This is a genomic window from Vibrio metoecus (assembly GCF_009665255.1).
Lineage (GTDB): Bacteria > Pseudomonadota > Gammaproteobacteria > Enterobacterales > Vibrionaceae > Vibrio > Vibrio metoecus_B.
This window is the reverse complement of record NZ_CP035686.1, coordinates 41,661-57,667: the sequence shown is the minus strand read 5'-3', so window position 1 is coordinate 57,667 and position 16,007 is coordinate 41,661. Positions and strand designations below refer to the sequence as shown.

Here is a 16,007-nt window from a genome sequence, read left to right as displayed (position 1 = left end):
CATCGATATAGTAAATGGTTTGCTTTATTAAATTCGCGTTCCATAATAACGACAGAGAAGAGATGCGCTGACACTCAACACAAATCAGCGCCCCAACCTTTTAGAACAAGGATAACCAGAGACGATGAAAACGGTTGACCGCATTCTTCACACCATTAAACGTGAAGGCTCCGTAACCGCCAAACAACTTGCTGAAGACCTAGGCATTACGACCATGGGTGCTCGTCAGCATTTGCAAAGTTTGGAAGATGACGGTGTACTCTCGTTTTATGATGTGAAAGTGAAAGTCGGCCGCCCAACTCGCCACTGGTCTTTAACGGCGAAAGGACACAATCAGTTTGCCGATCGTCATGGTGAACTGACCATTCAAGTAATTGATGCGGTTGAGCATATTTTTGGGCAAGAAGGATTAGCCAAAGTCGCAGCGGAACGAGAAGCGCAAACTTTCGCCGCTTACCAACAGGCCTTAACCCACTGCCATTCTTTACAAGATAAGCTCGAAGCTTTAGTGGCGCTGCGTGAACAAGAAGGCTACATGGCTGAGCTAGAAATCCGTGATCAAGGATTTATCTTGATCGAAAACCACTGCCCAATTTGTAAAGCCGCGACTCGCTGCCCAAACCTGTGCCAATCTGAGTTAAATGTCTTTCGTCGCTTATTGGGAGAAGGCTGCCACATCGAACGCCGCGAACACATTGTTAGCGGAGAGCGTCGCTGCACTTACTTCATTTCAGCGCGATGACAAACACCATGTCGACCAATTCTGTCTTATTTATAAGAAGCTCGACATTCGTTCCGCCAAGCTCAATAAAAATCGCTTAAGCTTGAACTGTTGATAAAAGCATCAGTTTGCCAAAAGGCGGAGGATCGAAACATGACACCCCCTCATTTACCCGAACCCTATAATCAGGTATTACCACCTTTTGATGAGTTGGTTGCCCTTGCGAAACATCATCCCGATGCTTTTGAGCAGTTTAAAAAAGAGATGTGCGAAGAGATGATTCTCTCCGCTTCACTTGCTATGCAGAATCGACTCTGGGCGCAACAAAGCCATATCGATCGAGTCGTGGGCCAGTGCAAAAACCCAGTACACACCAATGTTATTTTGATGCGCGAGCTCAGCCAACAAATGGTGCGTTTTCGTAATGCGTTGGATGGGGATTTGCAGCAAAACACCGTTGCTGAAATTGTGCCATTTCGCCCACGAGCCGTTCAGGACGATGGCTGGCGTTAATCGCGCTTTACAAGCGTCAGCATCGAATAAATGAAGAGGAGGCATTCGCCTCCTCTTCATCTCAACCCTACGTTTAGGCTTTTTTCAACCCTTGAGGTTGTGGACCAAATCGGTTATGGCCGTCACTCCCAGCAAGAAATCCACACTCCACCAGAATCCATGCCCCACACAGTAGTGCAACTAACGACACTAGCGTTTCCATCACACCAGGTTGCGCACTAGCCGCCAACTCTCCGGCTGGCAATGTCATGCGACCAATCACCAAAGGAACATTCAGCAGCAGCCACCAGCTGGATTTATCACGGTCATGCCACCGTTTGGCAGTAATCGCTAAATCCGGAACTAAAACCAACAGCAGAAAAACTGGCAAGATCAGGTGTGCGACATCCGGAAACAACTGATTAGATCCAATCGCAAACCCCGCGATCATCGCGTAGTAACAGATGTTCCACAGCCAGAACGTTTGGCGTCCAATACGCCCCTGAAAAGAAAACAACAGTGTTTGTAACGACATGATTTTTACCTAAACAAGATCATCGATTGATGACTTTTTGAAAGCAGTCCGTGTCCATATCTCGAATATTAATGGTCAAACTGCGTACATGACTGGCTTTCGCCACCAAAATCTCCATTAGCTTACGCGATAATTCACGTTTTTGCTCCGCACTGCGTCCTGCTAACAGCTCAAAGCTGATGTGAATAAAATCGACGCTGTCGCCTTCATCGCCAATCAACCAATGGTGGCAGCGCAGTGCACGGGATTTTACCGAACTTGTTTCAAACAGTCCTGAATCAATCGCGGCTTGATGCAAATCTTCCAATAGTCCTTGCACGTTGATGCGTTCATCGACTGAATTTGAGTATTCCATAACGAGATTGGGCATTGGCAGTTCCTTGCTAACAGTGGATAAAAGTAGTTCCGACTTAAAGAGAGGAATAGTAATAACAAGTTAAACCACAAAAACCGAGCCACTACCGAATAATCTGTCACTGAGATCACTCGATTGCTGATTTGTCGCGTCTGTGAGATCCCATAAAGACATGATACGAGTCATGATCTGACGAATTTATTCTGCTATAGTCCTGCGAGTTTATTTTTTACATTGATTAGATATGGAGATATTCCTATGCGTCGTCCTGTTGTGATGGGTAACTGGAAACTGAATGGCAGCAAAGCTATGGTCACTGACCTGCTAAACGGCTTGAATGCAGAACTTGAAGGTGTTGCGGGTGTTGATGTAGTCGTTGCGCCACCAGCAATGTATTTGGATATGGCAGAGCGCCTGATCAAAGAAGGCGGCAACAAGCTGATCCTAGGTGCGCAAAACACCGATACTCACAACAGCGGTGCGTACACCGGTGATATGTCTCCTGCGATGCTGAAAGATTTCGGTGCTTCGCACATCATCATCGGTCACTCTGAGCGTCGTGATTACCACAAAGAATCAGATGAGTTCGTCGCTAAGAAATTTGCGTTCCTGAAAGAAAACGGCCTAACGCCAGTATTCTGTATCGGTGAAACTGAAGCGCAAAACGAAGCGGGCGAAACAGAAGCGGTATGTGCTCGCCAAATCAACGCAGTGATCGACGCTTACGGTGTTGAAGCCCTAAACGGCGCGATCATCGCTTACGAACCAATCTGGGCGATCGGTACTGGTAAAGCAGCAACAGCAGATGATGCACAGCGTATCCACGCGTCAATCCGTGCACTGATCGCAGCGAAAGATGCTGCAGTAGCAGAGCAAGTGATCATCCAGTACGGCGGTTCTGTAAAACCAGAAAACGCAGCGTCTTACTTTGCACAACCAGACATCGATGGTGCGCTGGTTGGCGGTGCATCACTGGATGCGAAAGGCTTTGCCGCGATCGCGAAAGCAGCAGCTGAAGCGAAAAAAGCGTAATTTGCGACTCTCGCAACCTATCGTTCAAGGCCAGCATAATGCTGGCCTTATTCTTTTTAACATCTTGCGATTCACCCCTTAGGTTCCCTTCCCTAGTCCCTGTTTTTAAGTTCAGGTATGCTAGGCACCTTGTTCCTTCGCGCGCACCATCCTATGCAAGATAAACACGGTCTGCTTTCAGCCCCTATTTCTCTCGTTTTACGACAAATGACCGTGCCGATGATTTTCGGTTTAGTGGCCATTTTGATGTTCAACCTCGTCGATACTTTCTTTATCTCCTTACTAGGAACACAGGCGCTGGCGGCGATCAGTTATACCTTTCCGGTCACCTTTGCGGTCAACTGTATTACGATGGGCATTGGGGTTGGATTATCCACTTGCATAGGGCGCTTGCTCGGACAAGGGGATGGACGACAAGCCGCGCGCGTTTCTAGTCATGGGTTACTGCTAGCCTTATTGCTCGTGGCCGCCGCTTCAACACTCGGTTTATTGAGCATAGAACCGCTGTTTTTGATGCTTGGTGCCAGCCATGAGCTGATCCCGCTTATCAAAGAGTACATGGTGGTCTGGTATCTCACGATTCCACTGCTCGTGCTACCTATGGCTGGCAATAGCGCGATTCGCGCCACTGGCGATACTAAAACACCCGCCAAAATTATGATGCTGGCGGGGCTGATTAACGGCGCGCTCGACCCACTACTGATTTTTGGCTACGGCCCATTTCCTGAACTTGGTATCCAAGGTGCTGCGATTGCCAGTGCCTTCTCTTGGCTGGGGGCATTAATCGGTTCGCTGTATCTGCTGATTAAGCGTGAAAAATTGCTCGCTATGCCGTCACTGCCCCATCTGCGCCATGATTGGCAACAGATTTTAAAAATTGGCACTCCTGCAGCGCTTTCCACTGCAATGAACCCGATCTCTGGTGCGCTACTCATGATGATGCTCTCGAACCACGGCACCGCAGCGGTTGCCGCGTATGGTGCGGCGCAGCGCATTGAGTCGATTCTGATTTTGGTACTGATGTCACTTACTTCAGCTCTCACACCCTTTATGGCGCAAAATCTTGGGGCGCAAAATCCTGCGCGCAGCTTTTCCGGGCTCTTTCTGAGCCTACGTTTTTCTCTGTTGTTTCAGCTGATGGTGTTTATCATGATGGTACCACTGAGCATTCCACTGTCGGCGCTGTTTTCTCAAGAGCAAGCGGTGCGCGATCTGCTATGGCACTATCTGTTAGTCGTACCAGTCAGCTATGGCTTCCAGGGCGTAGTCATGATGTTGGTTTCCGCCCTCAACGCCTTACATAAGCCACTCAAAGCCTTTCAATGGAGCTTTATGCGCCTGTTTGTGTTTACTTTACCCGCAGCTTGGATTGGAGGCACTCTGTACAACATTGAAGGGTTATTTATTGGCATTGCAGTAGGTAACGTACTGGGTGGGTTATTAGGTTATTTGTATGCACTGAGATTACGGCGTCAGCAGCTTACTCCAAACTTTGGATCAGTGCACGAAGCCGATAAATGACAAAAAGCCGATGCATTCACATCGGCTTTTTCGATTCTTAGGACAAGTGAGTGCGCTTACAGCAGCTCATCTTCCTCTTCTTCTTGCTCACCTAAATCCGCACTCAGCGGCTCTTGCGAGATGATGATGCCGGTATTGTCGGCATACAGATAATCTTCAGGTAGGAAAGTGACACCGCCGAAATTGACCGGAATGTCCACTTCCCCTACGCCTTGCGAGGTTGCGCCGACTGGAATCGAAGCGATGGCTTGAATGCCAATGCTCATCTCTTCCAATTCATCCACTTCACGGACACTGCCATACACCACAATGCCTTCCCACTCATTTTCTTCCGCTAGAGCGGCCAACTCGGCATCAATTAATGCACGACGCAGCGAACCACCGCCATCAATCAGCAAAATACGGCCAAGACCATCTTGCTCAAGCGTTTCACGAATCAAGCCATTGTCTTCATAACATTTGATCGTGGTGATCTGGCCGGCAAAAGATGCACAGCCGCCAAAGTTGCTGAACATTGGCTCCACGACATCGACTTGGTCGAGATAGATATCACACAGCGCTGAAGTATTGTATTCCATAGCTTTGTTCTCTTAGCGAAAGTCTTCCATCGAGTATATAGAGTGATTGAGTCATTGCAATGACAGAGTGCAAATTAACTTGTCAGAGTTTGGGCAATGATCACTCCTACAAACAAAAGGTTGGTGATCACTGAGGTCTTTACGACCACAGGCATCATCGGGGCAATTTGCGCAGGCTGCTCAGTAAACCACACTTCGCGACCATGACGCGTCACCACCGACAGGCAAAGTAGAAATGGCAAGCTGATCCACAGTGGTTTATCTTGCAGCACCAAGTAGGCCGCAAACGCTGCAACGGCACCAAACAACAAAGCAAAATGGTACTGCTTGGCGCGCACTTGTCCTAAGCGCACTGCAACAGTACGTTTACCACACAAGGCATCGTTTTCAATATCGCGCATATTGTTGACGTTGAGTACCGCCACCGCGAGCAAACCACACCCTAAAGACGGCAATAACAGGCTCCATTCAATGTAGCCAGTGTGCAAAAAGAAGCTGCCTGAAACACCAAGCAAACCAAAAAACAGGAATACCGATAGATCGCCAAGCCCGACATAACCATAGGGTTTATTGCCTACGGTGTACGCAATCGCCGCCAGAATCGCTAGCACGCCCAAGGCGATAAACATCAGAATATTTTGCAAATTGTCAAAGGCATACAGCACTAACGCCAAGCCTGAAACCATAGTCAGCAGTACATTGACACCCATCGCCCGCTTCATATCACTTAAGCTCACCGCACCTGATTGAATCGCGCGCATCGGCCCCAAGCGAGCATGGTTGTCGGTGCCTTTCACCGCATCGCCATAATCATTGGCAAGATTGGACAAAATTTGCAGCAAAGTTGCGGTCACTAGCGCCAACACAGCGATAAGCCAATGAAAATGTCCGGCCGAAAACGCTAATGCGCTCCCAGTTAAAATTGAGATCAAAGCCAGAGGCAAGGTTTTCGGACGCGCGGCATCCAACCAAATTTGCACAGAGTTATTCATGATAATGAGAGTACGATCAACATGGCGTCAGTATACGCGCAAATCACCCAGATAAAAAAGCCCACCTATTTGAGGTGGGCTTTTCGTTTCTAAAAAATCGATCCGTCTAAAGGATGAAACGGCTGAGATCTTCGTCTTCCACCAATTCACCCAAACGCGCTTTCACGTAGGCAGCATCGATCACGAAGGCTTGGCCGGCCTTTTCAGTCGCATCGAACGAGATTTCGTCCATCAAGCGTTCCAACACAGTATGTAAACGGCGCGCACCGATGTTTTCGGTGGTTTCGTTGACTTGCCATGCCGCATCCGCAATCTGCTTGATGCCATCTTCGGTAAACTGTACATCCACTTGTTCAGTTTTCATCAAAGCAACATATTGCTCGGTGAGCGATGCTTTCGGCTCGGTCAGAATACGTTTGAAGTCGTTGCTCGACAGCGCTTCCAGTTCAACACGGATTGGCAAACGGCCTTGCAGCTCTGGGATCAAATCCGATGGTTTCGCCACTTGGAATGCGCCTGAAGCAATAAACAGGATGTGATCAGTACGCACCATGCCATGCTTGGTGGATACCGTACTACCTTCAATCAAAGGCAGCAGATCGCGCTGTACCCCTTCACGAGAAACATCGGGACCCGAGACTTCACCGCGTTTACAGATTTTGTCGATCTCATCGATAAACACAATGCCGTTGTTTTCGACATTGTAAATTGCTTGTTCTTTCAGCTCTTCTTGATTGACCAACTTAGCGGCTTCTTCTTCCACCAAGGCTTTCAGCGCATCTTTGATTTTCATTTTGCGCTTTTTCTTGGTGTCGCCCGCGAGGTTTTGGAACAGCCCCTGCAGTTGATTGGTCATCTCTTCCATGCCAGGAGGCGCCATGATTTCCACGCCCATCTGCGGTGTCGCCACGTTGATTTCAATCTCTTTGTCGCTCAGTTGACCTTCACGCAGCTTTTTGCGGAACACTTGGCGAGTGCTGGAGTTATCTTCTTTCTGCTCCGCTTGTCCCCATGCATCACGCGCGGGTGGTAGCAAAGCATCCAATACGCGCTCTTCGGCCAACTCTTCGGCGCGGAATTTCACTTTTTCCATCGCTTGTTGGTGAGTCAGCTTCACCGCAACATCGGTCAGATCGCGGATGATCGACTCCACTTCCTTACCCACATAACCGACTTCGGTGAATTTGGTCGCTTCAACTTTAATGAAAGGCGCGTTCGCTAGTTTGGCTAAACGGCGAGCAATTTCAGTTTTACCCACACCGGTTGGGCCAATCATCAGAATATTTTTCGGGGTCACTTCAACGCGCAAGCTCTCTTCAAGCTGCATACGACGCCAGCGGTTGCGCAGCGCAATCGCCACGGCACGTTTGGCTTTATCTTGACCAATGATGTGGCGATTCAGCTCGCTCACTATTTCGCGGGGAGTCATTTCAGACATGATTCAAATCCTTCACTCAGCTTATCAGGCACTATCTTGTGGTTATTAATCTGCGCTTATGCGCCTTGCGGCAACATTGCCTGCGGAATTTCGAGTTCTTCGATAGTGTGATGATGATTGGTAAATACGCAGATATCGCCCGCGATATTCAGGGCTTTTTCGGCGATCGTGCGTGCATCAAGCTCGGTGTTTTCTAATAGAGCAATCGCTGCCGCTTGTGCATAGTTGCCGCCAGAACCAATCGCAATCAGATCGTGCTCTGGCTGCAATACATCGCCATTACCTGTGATGATCAGCGATGCCGTTTCATCGGCGACCGCCAAAATCGCTTCCAAACGACGCAATGCGCGATCGCTACGCCAATCTTTGGCCAGCTCGACCGCCGCTTTGGTCAGGTGGCCTTGGTGCATCTGCAACTTACTTTCAAAGCGCTCAAACAGAGTAAACGCATCCGCAGTTCCGCCAGCAAAACCCGCTAGCACTTTGTTGTTGTATAGGCGGCGCACTTTACGCGCATTGCCTTTCATGACGGTATTACCTAGCGATACCTGCCCGTCACCAGCGATGACAACTTTATTATTACGACGCACTGATACGATAGTAGTCACAAGAGGCCTCTTTATTTTTTATCGGAGAGTTATCGCTTATATGTGGCTACCGGAAAACAATTTCAAGCCAATTGAGAGAAGTTGACGCGATGCCAATAAAAATCCGCCTTCTTAGAAGGCGGTTTTAATATAAGCCCCCTAAAAGGGGGCCACGACGCTGTTAGTCTCTCAATAACTCTAACTGCTGCTCTTGCTCAAGCTCTTTTTTGTCTTGATGCCGTACATACCGTCTAATGATTTCTTCATTTACACCTACCGTATCCACAAAATAGCCTCGCGCCCAAAAATGATTTCCCCATAACTTTTTCCTGATATGTGGAAACTTGTTGAATAGCCTAATTGCACTCCTACCCTTTAAAACTCCCATCAACGTCGAAATCGATACTTTGGGCGGAATTATCGCAACTAAGTGGACATGTTCTGGCTGAACATTGAGTTCCAAAACTTCACAATCTTTCATATTACAAAGAATGTAGATCGAACGATTTAGCTCTTTGGCTACATTACCTTTTAAGATCTTAAAACGAAATTTTGGTGTCCAAACAATATGATATTTGCAACGCCAATAGACGTGTGATGAACTTCTGTAGTCGCCCATGTTATTTGAATCCTCTTACTTATGGTGAATAAGAGTTTGTCTTCTAACATGGGCGCATTTTCGGGCAAAAGCCCCTAGGGACATTCACCACCGCTAAAAGCGGTGGTTTAGGGATGACAACAAAAAAGCCTGATCAACATCAGGCTTTTAGGGAGGATTTACTGCTTTTCAGCCCAGATAGCACAAGGCTCGATTTTCGCACGCTGCAGTTTGTGTTTATCACGCTCTGCATCACGCTTAAATTTGTAAGGTCCAAGCACCACCCGATACCAACTGCTATCGGCTTTTTTACGAATATTGCTGCTGATGCCTTGGAAAGCGATATCCAGTTTGCGTGCTTCCGCTTGCTCTGCGGTTTTGTAAGCACCGCACTGCATCACGTAGGGAATATCGGAGACTTGCTGCTCTTTCGCCACCACTTCAATCTCACGATTGGGCAAAGTGTCCACGTAATCCCACTTTTCAGTCGGTGGCGGTGGCAACGTTTCCGCAGGTTTGGTTTTGCTCTGTGAGGTTGATGGCGTCGCAACGACTTTGCTCGGCTTAGGTTCTGGGTCGTTATTGAGTAGATACAAACCATAACCAAAACCAGCCAATAGCACTAAAGCGACTAAACCACTGCGCCAAGGTTTACGGCGCGGCGCTGCTTTTTTTCGGGTCGGCTTCTTGGGACTACGACCGCCTCTTACATAATCTCTATTCGCCACGTTGTTGTTCGGAAATTAACAAAATTGTCCACATGTTAAAGCAGATCGCGACCAGATAACAGAGTTATACCCAAACAACTTGACCTTGTTGCCGACATCACTGCTGAGATAGAAAACAAATAAACCGAGCCTGAGTCATCAACTCAAAGCTCGGTTCACGCTGTGCTCTACTTCTTATTGGGTGGCGCGGCACTCTCACGCACCATGAGTTTGGTTTCTAACAAACGAGACCCAGCACGCACATCGTGTCCACGCAGAAGTTCTAGCATCATCAGCATGGCTTGGCGGCCAATTTCATAACGCGGCTGCGAAATCGTCGTCAATGGAGGATCGCAGTATTGTGCAAACTGAATATCATCAAAACCGACAACCGACAGATCTTGTGGCACACGTAAACCCAGTCGCTTCGCTTCCTGAATCGCACCTATCGCCATCGTATCATTGTGACAGAAAATCGCGGTTGGCTGCTCTGGTAACGATAAGAGCTGACGCACCGCTTTCGCCCCGGCTTCAAAAGTGAAATCGCCAAAAGTGCAGTAAGTCGGGTTCATGGTGATGCCAGCGCGGCGCAGCGCCTGTTGGTAGCCTTGATGGCGGAATTGACACAATGCGGCATGTTGAGGGCCAGAGATCTGTGCCACACGCTTATGCCCCAGCTGGGTCAAGTAGTTGACCGCTTCAAACGCTGAAGTCAGGTTATCAATGTGAACGGTAGGCAATTCAAGTTCGGGGGCAAATTCACATGCCATCACCATTGGTGGCAAGTTTTTCTGCTCCGGTTTACTCACATCAAACGGCAAATCCGTGCCAAGTAGCAGCATCCCGTCAGCTTGTTTGGTAAACACCAGATTAACGAAGGAGTTTTCCCGACGTTTTTGCTGGCCACTGTCACCCAATAACACCAAATAACCGTGCTCCATTGCGGCATCTTCAATCCCACGAATGATCTCAGAAAAGTAGGGATCACAGATATCCGGCACGATAGCAACGATGGTTTTTGACTCATTACGACGCAAATTGCGCGCTAAAGAATTCGGTGAGTAACCCGCTTCCAGCACCGCCTCTTCAACACGCTTACGCGTCGATGAAGAAACTTTCTCAGGGTTCATCAACGCACGCGACACCGTCGCGGTTGAAACACCTGCAAGCTGGGCAACATCCTTCATTGTCGCCATTTCTTTTAACCCTCTTTTCTTGATTCGGTGATGGAGCCCATCACACCCTTTTATGATGACTATTGTATTTTTCTCTAAACCTTTTTCAGTGCAGGCTTCCATGCTGTAGATAGCACTGAAATCGATCACTTTTGGCTTAGGGAAACGATTCACTGAGCAGATTTTACCGATAGTCTAAGGGATTCAGAACAGAAAGTTACGGCGAGATTAACAAATTTTGCATAGCCACCGTGACATTCCTCACGATAATAAGCATTAATTTGCTGACAAAATTAACACACATTGACTTTCGTTGATGGGCGATAAGTTAACTCAGATCTTGCGGATCGATATCGATCGACCAACGCACTTTATTGGCTAATGGTAATTGTTGCAGCGCAGGACGCGCGCTTTGCAAAATTTTCTGCATCAAGGTTCGATGAGGCGTTTGCAGCAAAAGTTGCCAGCGGAATTTTCCCGCTCTTTTCGCCAGTGGTGCGGGCGTTGGGCCTAACACCATGCATTCGCTATCAAACCAAGGATTGCAGCGCAAAGTTTCGCGCACTTGGCGCAGAAAATCTTCCACTTGCCCACTGTGATTGGCTTCCGCCCTAAATAAACTCAGGAAGGAATAAGGCGGCAGTTGAACGAGTTTGCGTTCCTCTAATGCCGTCAGTGCAAAATGGTGATAGTCCTTGTGCAGCAAGGCTTGTAATAAACTGTGCTCCGGGTGATGCGTTTGTAACACCACTTCGCCCGGCTTGCTGGCACGCCCTGCACGCCCTGCGACTTGAATAAAGAGCTGAGCCAAACGCTCAGAAGCGCGAAAATCGCTGCTATACAGTGAACCATCAACATCCAACAGCGCGACTAAAGTGACATCGGGGAAGTGATGCCCTTTAGCCAGCATTTGCGTACCAATTAAAATCTGATATTCGCCTTTGCGGATCGCGGTTAACGCCGATTCCAAACTCCCCTTGCGCCGAGTGCTATCTCGATCAATCCGCACTGAACGATACTCAGGGAAAAGAGTGTGTAATTGCGCTTCCAGCTGTTCCGTACCAACGCCGACAGTAACCAGTTGAGTCGAGCCACACCCTTTGCATTGATGGATCACCGGACGCTGTGAACCACAATGATGGCAGCGCATTTCATTGCTATGTTGATGGTAGGTGTAATAGGCATCGCAACGCTGACACTCCGCAATCCAGCCACATTCATGGCACATCAAGGCCGGAGAAAAACCGCGTCGGTTTAAAAACAGCATGACCTGATTGCCCGCCGAGAGATGACGGCGCATTTCCGCAATCAAAGGCGCAGAAAGGCCACTTTCCAGATACATCCCTTTCACATCCAACGCATGATTACGCGTTGGCAACGCATTCCCTGCACGCTGCGTCAGTTGCAGATGGTGGTATTTACCACTGAGCGCATTATGTAGGGTTTCCAGTGCAGGAGTCGCCGAGCCGAGCACAATCGGGATATTTTCCAGATGCGCGCGCATCACTGCCACATCGCGGGCGTGATAACGCAGACTATCTTGCTGTTTATAAGAGCTATCATGCTCTTCATCAACGATGATAATGCCCAATTTGGCAAACGGTGTGAGCAGTGCCGAACGTGTACCAATCACTATGCCCGCCACTTTATCGCGCGCCGCCAGCCAAGCGTTGAGGCGCTCGGTATCATTGAGCGCCGAGTGCATCACTTCCACAGGCACGTTAAAACGCTGGCGAAAACGATTGATGGTTTGTGGCGTCAAACCAATTTCTGGCACCAACACTAAGGCTTGCTCGCCGCGCGCTAGCACTGGCGTGATGAGGTTGAGATACACCTCAGTTTTTCCAGAACCCGTTACCCCTTCTAAAAGAAAACAGCCAAAACCTTGGTGGCTATTGACGGCGGCAATCGCAATCGCCTGCTCTTGATTGAGTTTAGGTTTATCTACTTTGGCTTCGAGCTCTTGCGGCCACGGCCGCACAACAGGCTTACGCTCTTCACACTCAATCCAGCCTTTCTCCACTAAGGTTTTCAGTGTCGTACTGCTAACCTCTTCATCGAGCAAGGCTTGGTGAGATAAGGCTCCGTGCTGCAACAAATGGAGAACTTGTGCTTGTTTTACCGCGCTACGTTTCACGCCAAGCATCAGTTGCTCTTGGCCTAGCGCCGTCAAACGCCACTCTTTATGGCTAGTCAACTCTGCGGCTTTGCCTTTGCGCAAAGCACCGGGTAAAGCATTCGCGTACGTTTCACCGAGCGGATAATGATAAAACTGGCTACACCAATGCAGCAGTGACTGGAGTTTTTCCGGCCACACGGGCAGGTCATCCAATACCGCTTGCAGCGATTTGAGCTGTTCGATAGGGAAATCGGATTGATGCGTCAGCGACTGGACAATGCCGACTAAGGTTTGTCGCCCAAAAGGCACTTGCACACGACCGCCCAGCACTGGAAACAGATGAGCTGGGATCAGATAGTCAAAGGACTTATCCAGAGGGACAGGCAGGCAAACTCGGGCAATCGTGGGGCGCATCAGGGTCCAAAACAGCGAAAAATCAAACGGATCACAGTCTACTGGAAGCGTAGCAGAAATTCGACCCGCGCTTTTGGTGAAATAAACAGCGAGATCGGTTGATCCGAAACCCGAGATTCATTAATATATCGCGCCTTACGGCATCCTAGAGGGTTGACCTCTCTGGATATGCAAACTCGTTATTTTTAACACTACGTGTGGTGTCCGACGATAATCGATTCGGATGGCGACACGGCCTAAATTGAGGTTATCCCATGAAAGCTGGTATCCACCCAGAATACAAAGCAGTAAACGCAACTTGTTCTTGCGGCAACTCTTTCGTTTTCAACTCTACTCTAGGTAAAGATTCAATGCACCTAGACGTATGTGACAAGTGCCACCCATTCTACTCTGGTAAGCAACGTATCGTTGACACCGGTGGTCGTGTTGAGCGCTTCAACAAGCGTTTCGGCGCACTGTCTGCGAAGAAGTAATTTCTGCTTTACGCAAGATTTTGAAAAAGGACGCTTCGGCGTCCTTTTTTCATTGTCATCCCTAAACCACCGCTTTTAGCGGTGGTGATTGTCCCTAAGGGCTTTTGCCCGAAAATGCGCCCATGTTAGAAGACAAACTCTTATTCACCATAAGTAAGAGGATTCAAATAACATGGGCGACTACAGAAGTTCATCACACGTCTATTGGCGTTGCAAATATCATATCGTTTGGACACCAAAATTTCGTTTTAAGATCTTAAAAGGTAATGTAGCTAAAGAGCTAAATCGTTCGATCTACATTCTTTGTAATATGAAAGATTGTGAAGTTTTGGAACTCAATGTTCAGCCAGATCATGTCCACTTAGTTGCGATAATTCCGCCCAAAGTATCGATTTCGACGTTGATGGGAGTTTTAAAGGGTAGGAGTGCAATTAGGCTATTCAACAAGTTTCCACATATCAGGAAAAAGTTATGGGGAAATCATTTTTGGGCGCGAGGCTATTTTGTGGATACGGTAGGTGTAAATGAAGAAATCATTAGACGGTATGTACGGCATCAAGACAAAAAAGAGCTTGAGCAAGAGCAGCAGTTAGAGTTATTGAGAGAGTAACAGCGTCGTGGCCCCCTTTTAGGGGGCTTATATTAAAACCGCCTTCTAAGAAGGCGGATTTTTATATTCTGTATTCTGAAAGGAGTGATAAGATTCACCACCATTATCAATACCGATTTTTTCATTCACTTACCTGCATATAAAACGCTTTTAAGCGGCACATTCTGGCTATTTCTTCTCCGCATTTCACATTTTCACTGGTCTTATCAGCAAGATCTTCGCTTTTTTTGTACGCTTTGCTCAGTGTCTAACCTAGGCAGCTTGCAAGACATACATTAGAATTTGTGACCTTTCCCATAAATAACTATAAGAGAACAGCCCTATGTCCGATGACAATCACCTCAACCCAACTCCTGAAGAACAATTTCGCCAACGTGCTCTCGATTACCATGCTTACCCAACCGCGGGCAAAATTGGTATTGCGCTGACCAAACCTGCTGATTCAGCTGCCGATCTTGCGCTGGCTTATAGCCCTGGCGTAGCAGAGCCGGTTCGTGAAATCGCACAAAACGTGGAAAATGTGTACAAGTACACCGCGAAAGGTAACACCGTTGCAGTCATTTCTAACGGCACTGCGATTTTAGGATTGGGCAATTTGGGACCGATGGCTTCTAAGCCTGTCATGGAAGGCAAGGCGCTGCTGTTTAAACGCTTTGCAGGACTGGATTCGATTGATATTGAAGTAAAACACCGCACCATCGATGAATTTGTTGATACGGTAGCCAACATTGCGGATACCTTCGGTGGCATTAACTTAGAAGACATCAAAGCCCCAGACTGCTTTGAAATTGAACGCCGCCTGATTGAACGTTGTGATGTGCCAGTGTTCCACGATGACCAACACGGTACCGCGATTGTGACTGCTGCGGGCATGCTCAACGCATTAGAGCTACAAGGTAAACAGCTGAAAGACTGTATGATTGTCTGTCTTGGTGCAGGGGCTGCTGCGGTAGCGTGTATGGAGCTACTGATCAAATGCGGTGCAATGCGTGAGAAGATTTACATGCTGGATCGCAAAGGCGTGATCCACACGCGCCGTGACGATCTCAACGAATACAAACAGCTGTTTGCCAACAACACGGATAAACGCACACTGGAAGATGTGATTGCGGGAGCGGATCTGTTCTTAGGCGTATCAGGCCCTAACCTGCTACCAGCGGAGGCACTCAAACTGATGGCCGACAAGCCTGTGGTGTTTGCGTGTTCCAACCCAGATCCTGAAATCAAGCCAGAAATTGCTCATCAAGTGCGTAACGACATGATCATGGGGACTGGTCGCAGCGACTATCCAAACCAAGTTAACAACGTGCTCTGCTTCCCGTTCATTTTCCGCGGAGCATTGGATGTTCGTGCGAGTGAGATCAATGACCAGATGAAATTGGCTGCGGTAGACGCCATTCGCCAACTGGCGAAAGAGCCAGTACCTGCGGAAGTATTGGCAGCCGCTGGCGTTGATAAGCTGAGTTTCGGTATTGAGTACATCATTCCAAAGCCGATGGACCCACGCCTATTGCCACGCGTAGCACGTGCAGTCGCGGAAGCGGCAGTGGAATCAGGCGTTGCTCGTATCCCAATGCCAGAAAACTACATGCAGGCTTAATCTGCTTGTTTATGTTGATAAACAGTCGATAAAAAAAGCCCCTCAGTTATATGAGGGGCT

The 16,007-nt window shown here is 48.3% G+C and carries 17 protein-coding genes; 7 read left to right on the top strand and 10 right to left on the bottom strand.

Annotated elements, in window-relative coordinates:
• The first annotated feature begins 124 nt into the window (after positions 1 to 124).
• Positions 125 to 742: a helix-turn-helix transcriptional regulator gene (locus EPB59_RS00260; RefSeq protein WP_055051297.1), complete on the top strand. Its 618-nt coding sequence runs from the start codon at positions 125 to 127 to the stop codon at positions 740 to 742.
• A gap of 132 nt (positions 743 to 874) precedes the next feature.
• Positions 875 to 1,234 (top strand): DUF3135 domain-containing protein, encoded by a 360-nt coding sequence (locus EPB59_RS00255; protein WP_055051298.1) that lies wholly within the window; start codon positions 875 to 877, stop codon positions 1,232 to 1,234.
• Positions 1,235 to 1,307: 73 nt separating this feature from the next.
• On the opposite strand, the gene EPB59_RS00250 is transcribed toward EPB59_RS00255, so the two are convergent.
• Together EPB59_RS00250 and EPB59_RS00245 are read right to left on the bottom strand one after the other, a co-directional pair.
• The gene (locus EPB59_RS00250; protein ID WP_154171290.1) at positions 1,308 to 1,748 is read right to left on the bottom strand and encodes a DUF805 domain-containing protein; all 441 of its coding nucleotides are present in this window, start codon (positions 1,746 to 1,748) and stop codon (positions 1,308 to 1,310) included.
• Between the two features lie 19 nt (positions 1,749 to 1,767).
• Entirely contained in the window at positions 1,768 to 2,118 is a 351-nt protein-coding gene (locus EPB59_RS00245; RefSeq protein ID WP_154171289.1) for a 5-carboxymethyl-2-hydroxymuconate Delta-isomerase, read from the bottom strand.
• 243 nt (positions 2,119 to 2,361) lie between these two features.
• Between EPB59_RS00245 and tpiA the strand changes: the two genes are divergently transcribed.
• Together tpiA and EPB59_RS00235 are read left to right on the top strand one after the other, a co-directional pair.
• The gene (gene tpiA / locus EPB59_RS00240) at positions 2,362 to 3,135 is read left to right on the top strand and encodes a triose-phosphate isomerase (RefSeq protein ID WP_055051300.1); all 774 of its coding nucleotides are present in this window, start codon (positions 2,362 to 2,364) and stop codon (positions 3,133 to 3,135) included.
• Positions 3,136 to 3,252: 117 nt separating this feature from the next.
• Complete coding sequence (locus EPB59_RS00235) at positions 3,253 to 4,656, top strand: MATE family efflux transporter (RefSeq protein ID WP_154171288.1); 1,404 nt, start codon at positions 3,253 to 3,255, stop codon at positions 4,654 to 4,656.
• Between the two features lie 56 nt (positions 4,657 to 4,712).
• On the opposite strand, the gene rraA is transcribed toward EPB59_RS00235, so the two are convergent.
• From rraA to priA, 8 genes are all read right to left on the bottom strand, one after another.
• Complete coding sequence (gene rraA / locus EPB59_RS00230) at positions 4,713 to 5,234, bottom strand: ribonuclease E activity regulator RraA (RefSeq protein ID WP_055033444.1); 522 nt, start codon at positions 5,232 to 5,234, stop codon at positions 4,713 to 4,715.
• Between the two features lie 74 nt (positions 5,235 to 5,308).
• Positions 5,309 to 6,226 carry a 1,4-dihydroxy-2-naphthoate polyprenyltransferase gene (locus tag EPB59_RS00225; protein WP_055051302.1) on the bottom strand — a complete coding sequence of 306 codons (918 nt, stop codon included), beginning with the start codon at positions 6,224 to 6,226 and terminating at the stop codon, positions 5,309 to 5,311.
• Between the two features lie 106 nt (positions 6,227 to 6,332).
• Positions 6,333 to 7,664, bottom strand: coding sequence for an HslU--HslV peptidase ATPase subunit (gene hslU, locus EPB59_RS00220; RefSeq protein ID WP_154171287.1), 1,332 nt, complete (start codon positions 7,662 to 7,664; stop codon positions 6,333 to 6,335).
• A gap of 56 nt (positions 7,665 to 7,720) precedes the next feature.
• The gene (gene hslV, locus EPB59_RS00215) at positions 7,721 to 8,272 is read right to left on the bottom strand and encodes an ATP-dependent protease subunit HslV (RefSeq protein ID WP_000208248.1); all 552 of its coding nucleotides are present in this window, start codon (positions 8,270 to 8,272) and stop codon (positions 7,721 to 7,723) included.
• A gap of 160 nt (positions 8,273 to 8,432) precedes the next feature.
• On the bottom strand, positions 8,433 to 8,870 hold the full coding sequence (tnpA, locus tag EPB59_RS00210; protein ID WP_142740806.1) for an IS200/IS605-like element IS1004 family transposase: 438 nt from the start codon (positions 8,868 to 8,870) through the stop codon (positions 8,433 to 8,435).
• Positions 8,871 to 9,028: 158 nt separating this feature from the next.
• Positions 9,029 to 9,577, bottom strand: coding sequence for an SPOR domain-containing protein (locus EPB59_RS00205; RefSeq protein ID WP_055051304.1), 549 nt, complete (start codon positions 9,575 to 9,577; stop codon positions 9,029 to 9,031).
• Positions 9,578 to 9,744: 167 nt separating this feature from the next.
• Positions 9,745 to 10,752 (bottom strand): DNA-binding transcriptional regulator CytR, encoded by a 1,008-nt coding sequence (cytR, locus tag EPB59_RS00200; RefSeq protein ID WP_055051305.1) that lies wholly within the window; start codon positions 10,750 to 10,752, stop codon positions 9,745 to 9,747.
• Between the two features lie 307 nt (positions 10,753 to 11,059).
• On the bottom strand, positions 11,060 to 13,264 hold the full coding sequence (priA, locus tag EPB59_RS00195) for a primosomal protein N' (RefSeq protein ID WP_154171286.1): 2,205 nt from the start codon (positions 13,262 to 13,264) through the stop codon (positions 11,060 to 11,062).
• 254 nt (positions 13,265 to 13,518) lie between these two features.
• On the opposite strand from priA, the gene rpmE reads away from it, so the two are divergent.
• From rpmE to EPB59_RS00180, 3 genes are all read left to right on the top strand, one after another.
• Positions 13,519 to 13,737: a 50S ribosomal protein L31 gene (gene rpmE / locus EPB59_RS00190; RefSeq protein ID WP_000643443.1), complete on the top strand. Its 219-nt coding sequence runs from the start codon at positions 13,519 to 13,521 to the stop codon at positions 13,735 to 13,737.
• 172 nt (positions 13,738 to 13,909) lie between these two features.
• Positions 13,910 to 14,347, top strand: coding sequence for an IS200/IS605-like element IS1004 family transposase (tnpA, locus tag EPB59_RS00185; protein ID WP_055051091.1), 438 nt, complete (start codon positions 13,910 to 13,912; stop codon positions 14,345 to 14,347).
• A 322-nt stretch (positions 14,348 to 14,669) separates the two neighbouring features.
• Positions 14,670 to 15,947 carry a malic enzyme-like NAD(P)-binding protein gene (locus EPB59_RS00180; RefSeq protein ID WP_154171285.1) on the top strand — a complete coding sequence of 426 codons (1,278 nt, stop codon included), beginning with the start codon at positions 14,670 to 14,672 and terminating at the stop codon, positions 15,945 to 15,947.
• The last annotated feature ends 60 nt before the right edge of the window (positions 15,948 to 16,007 follow it).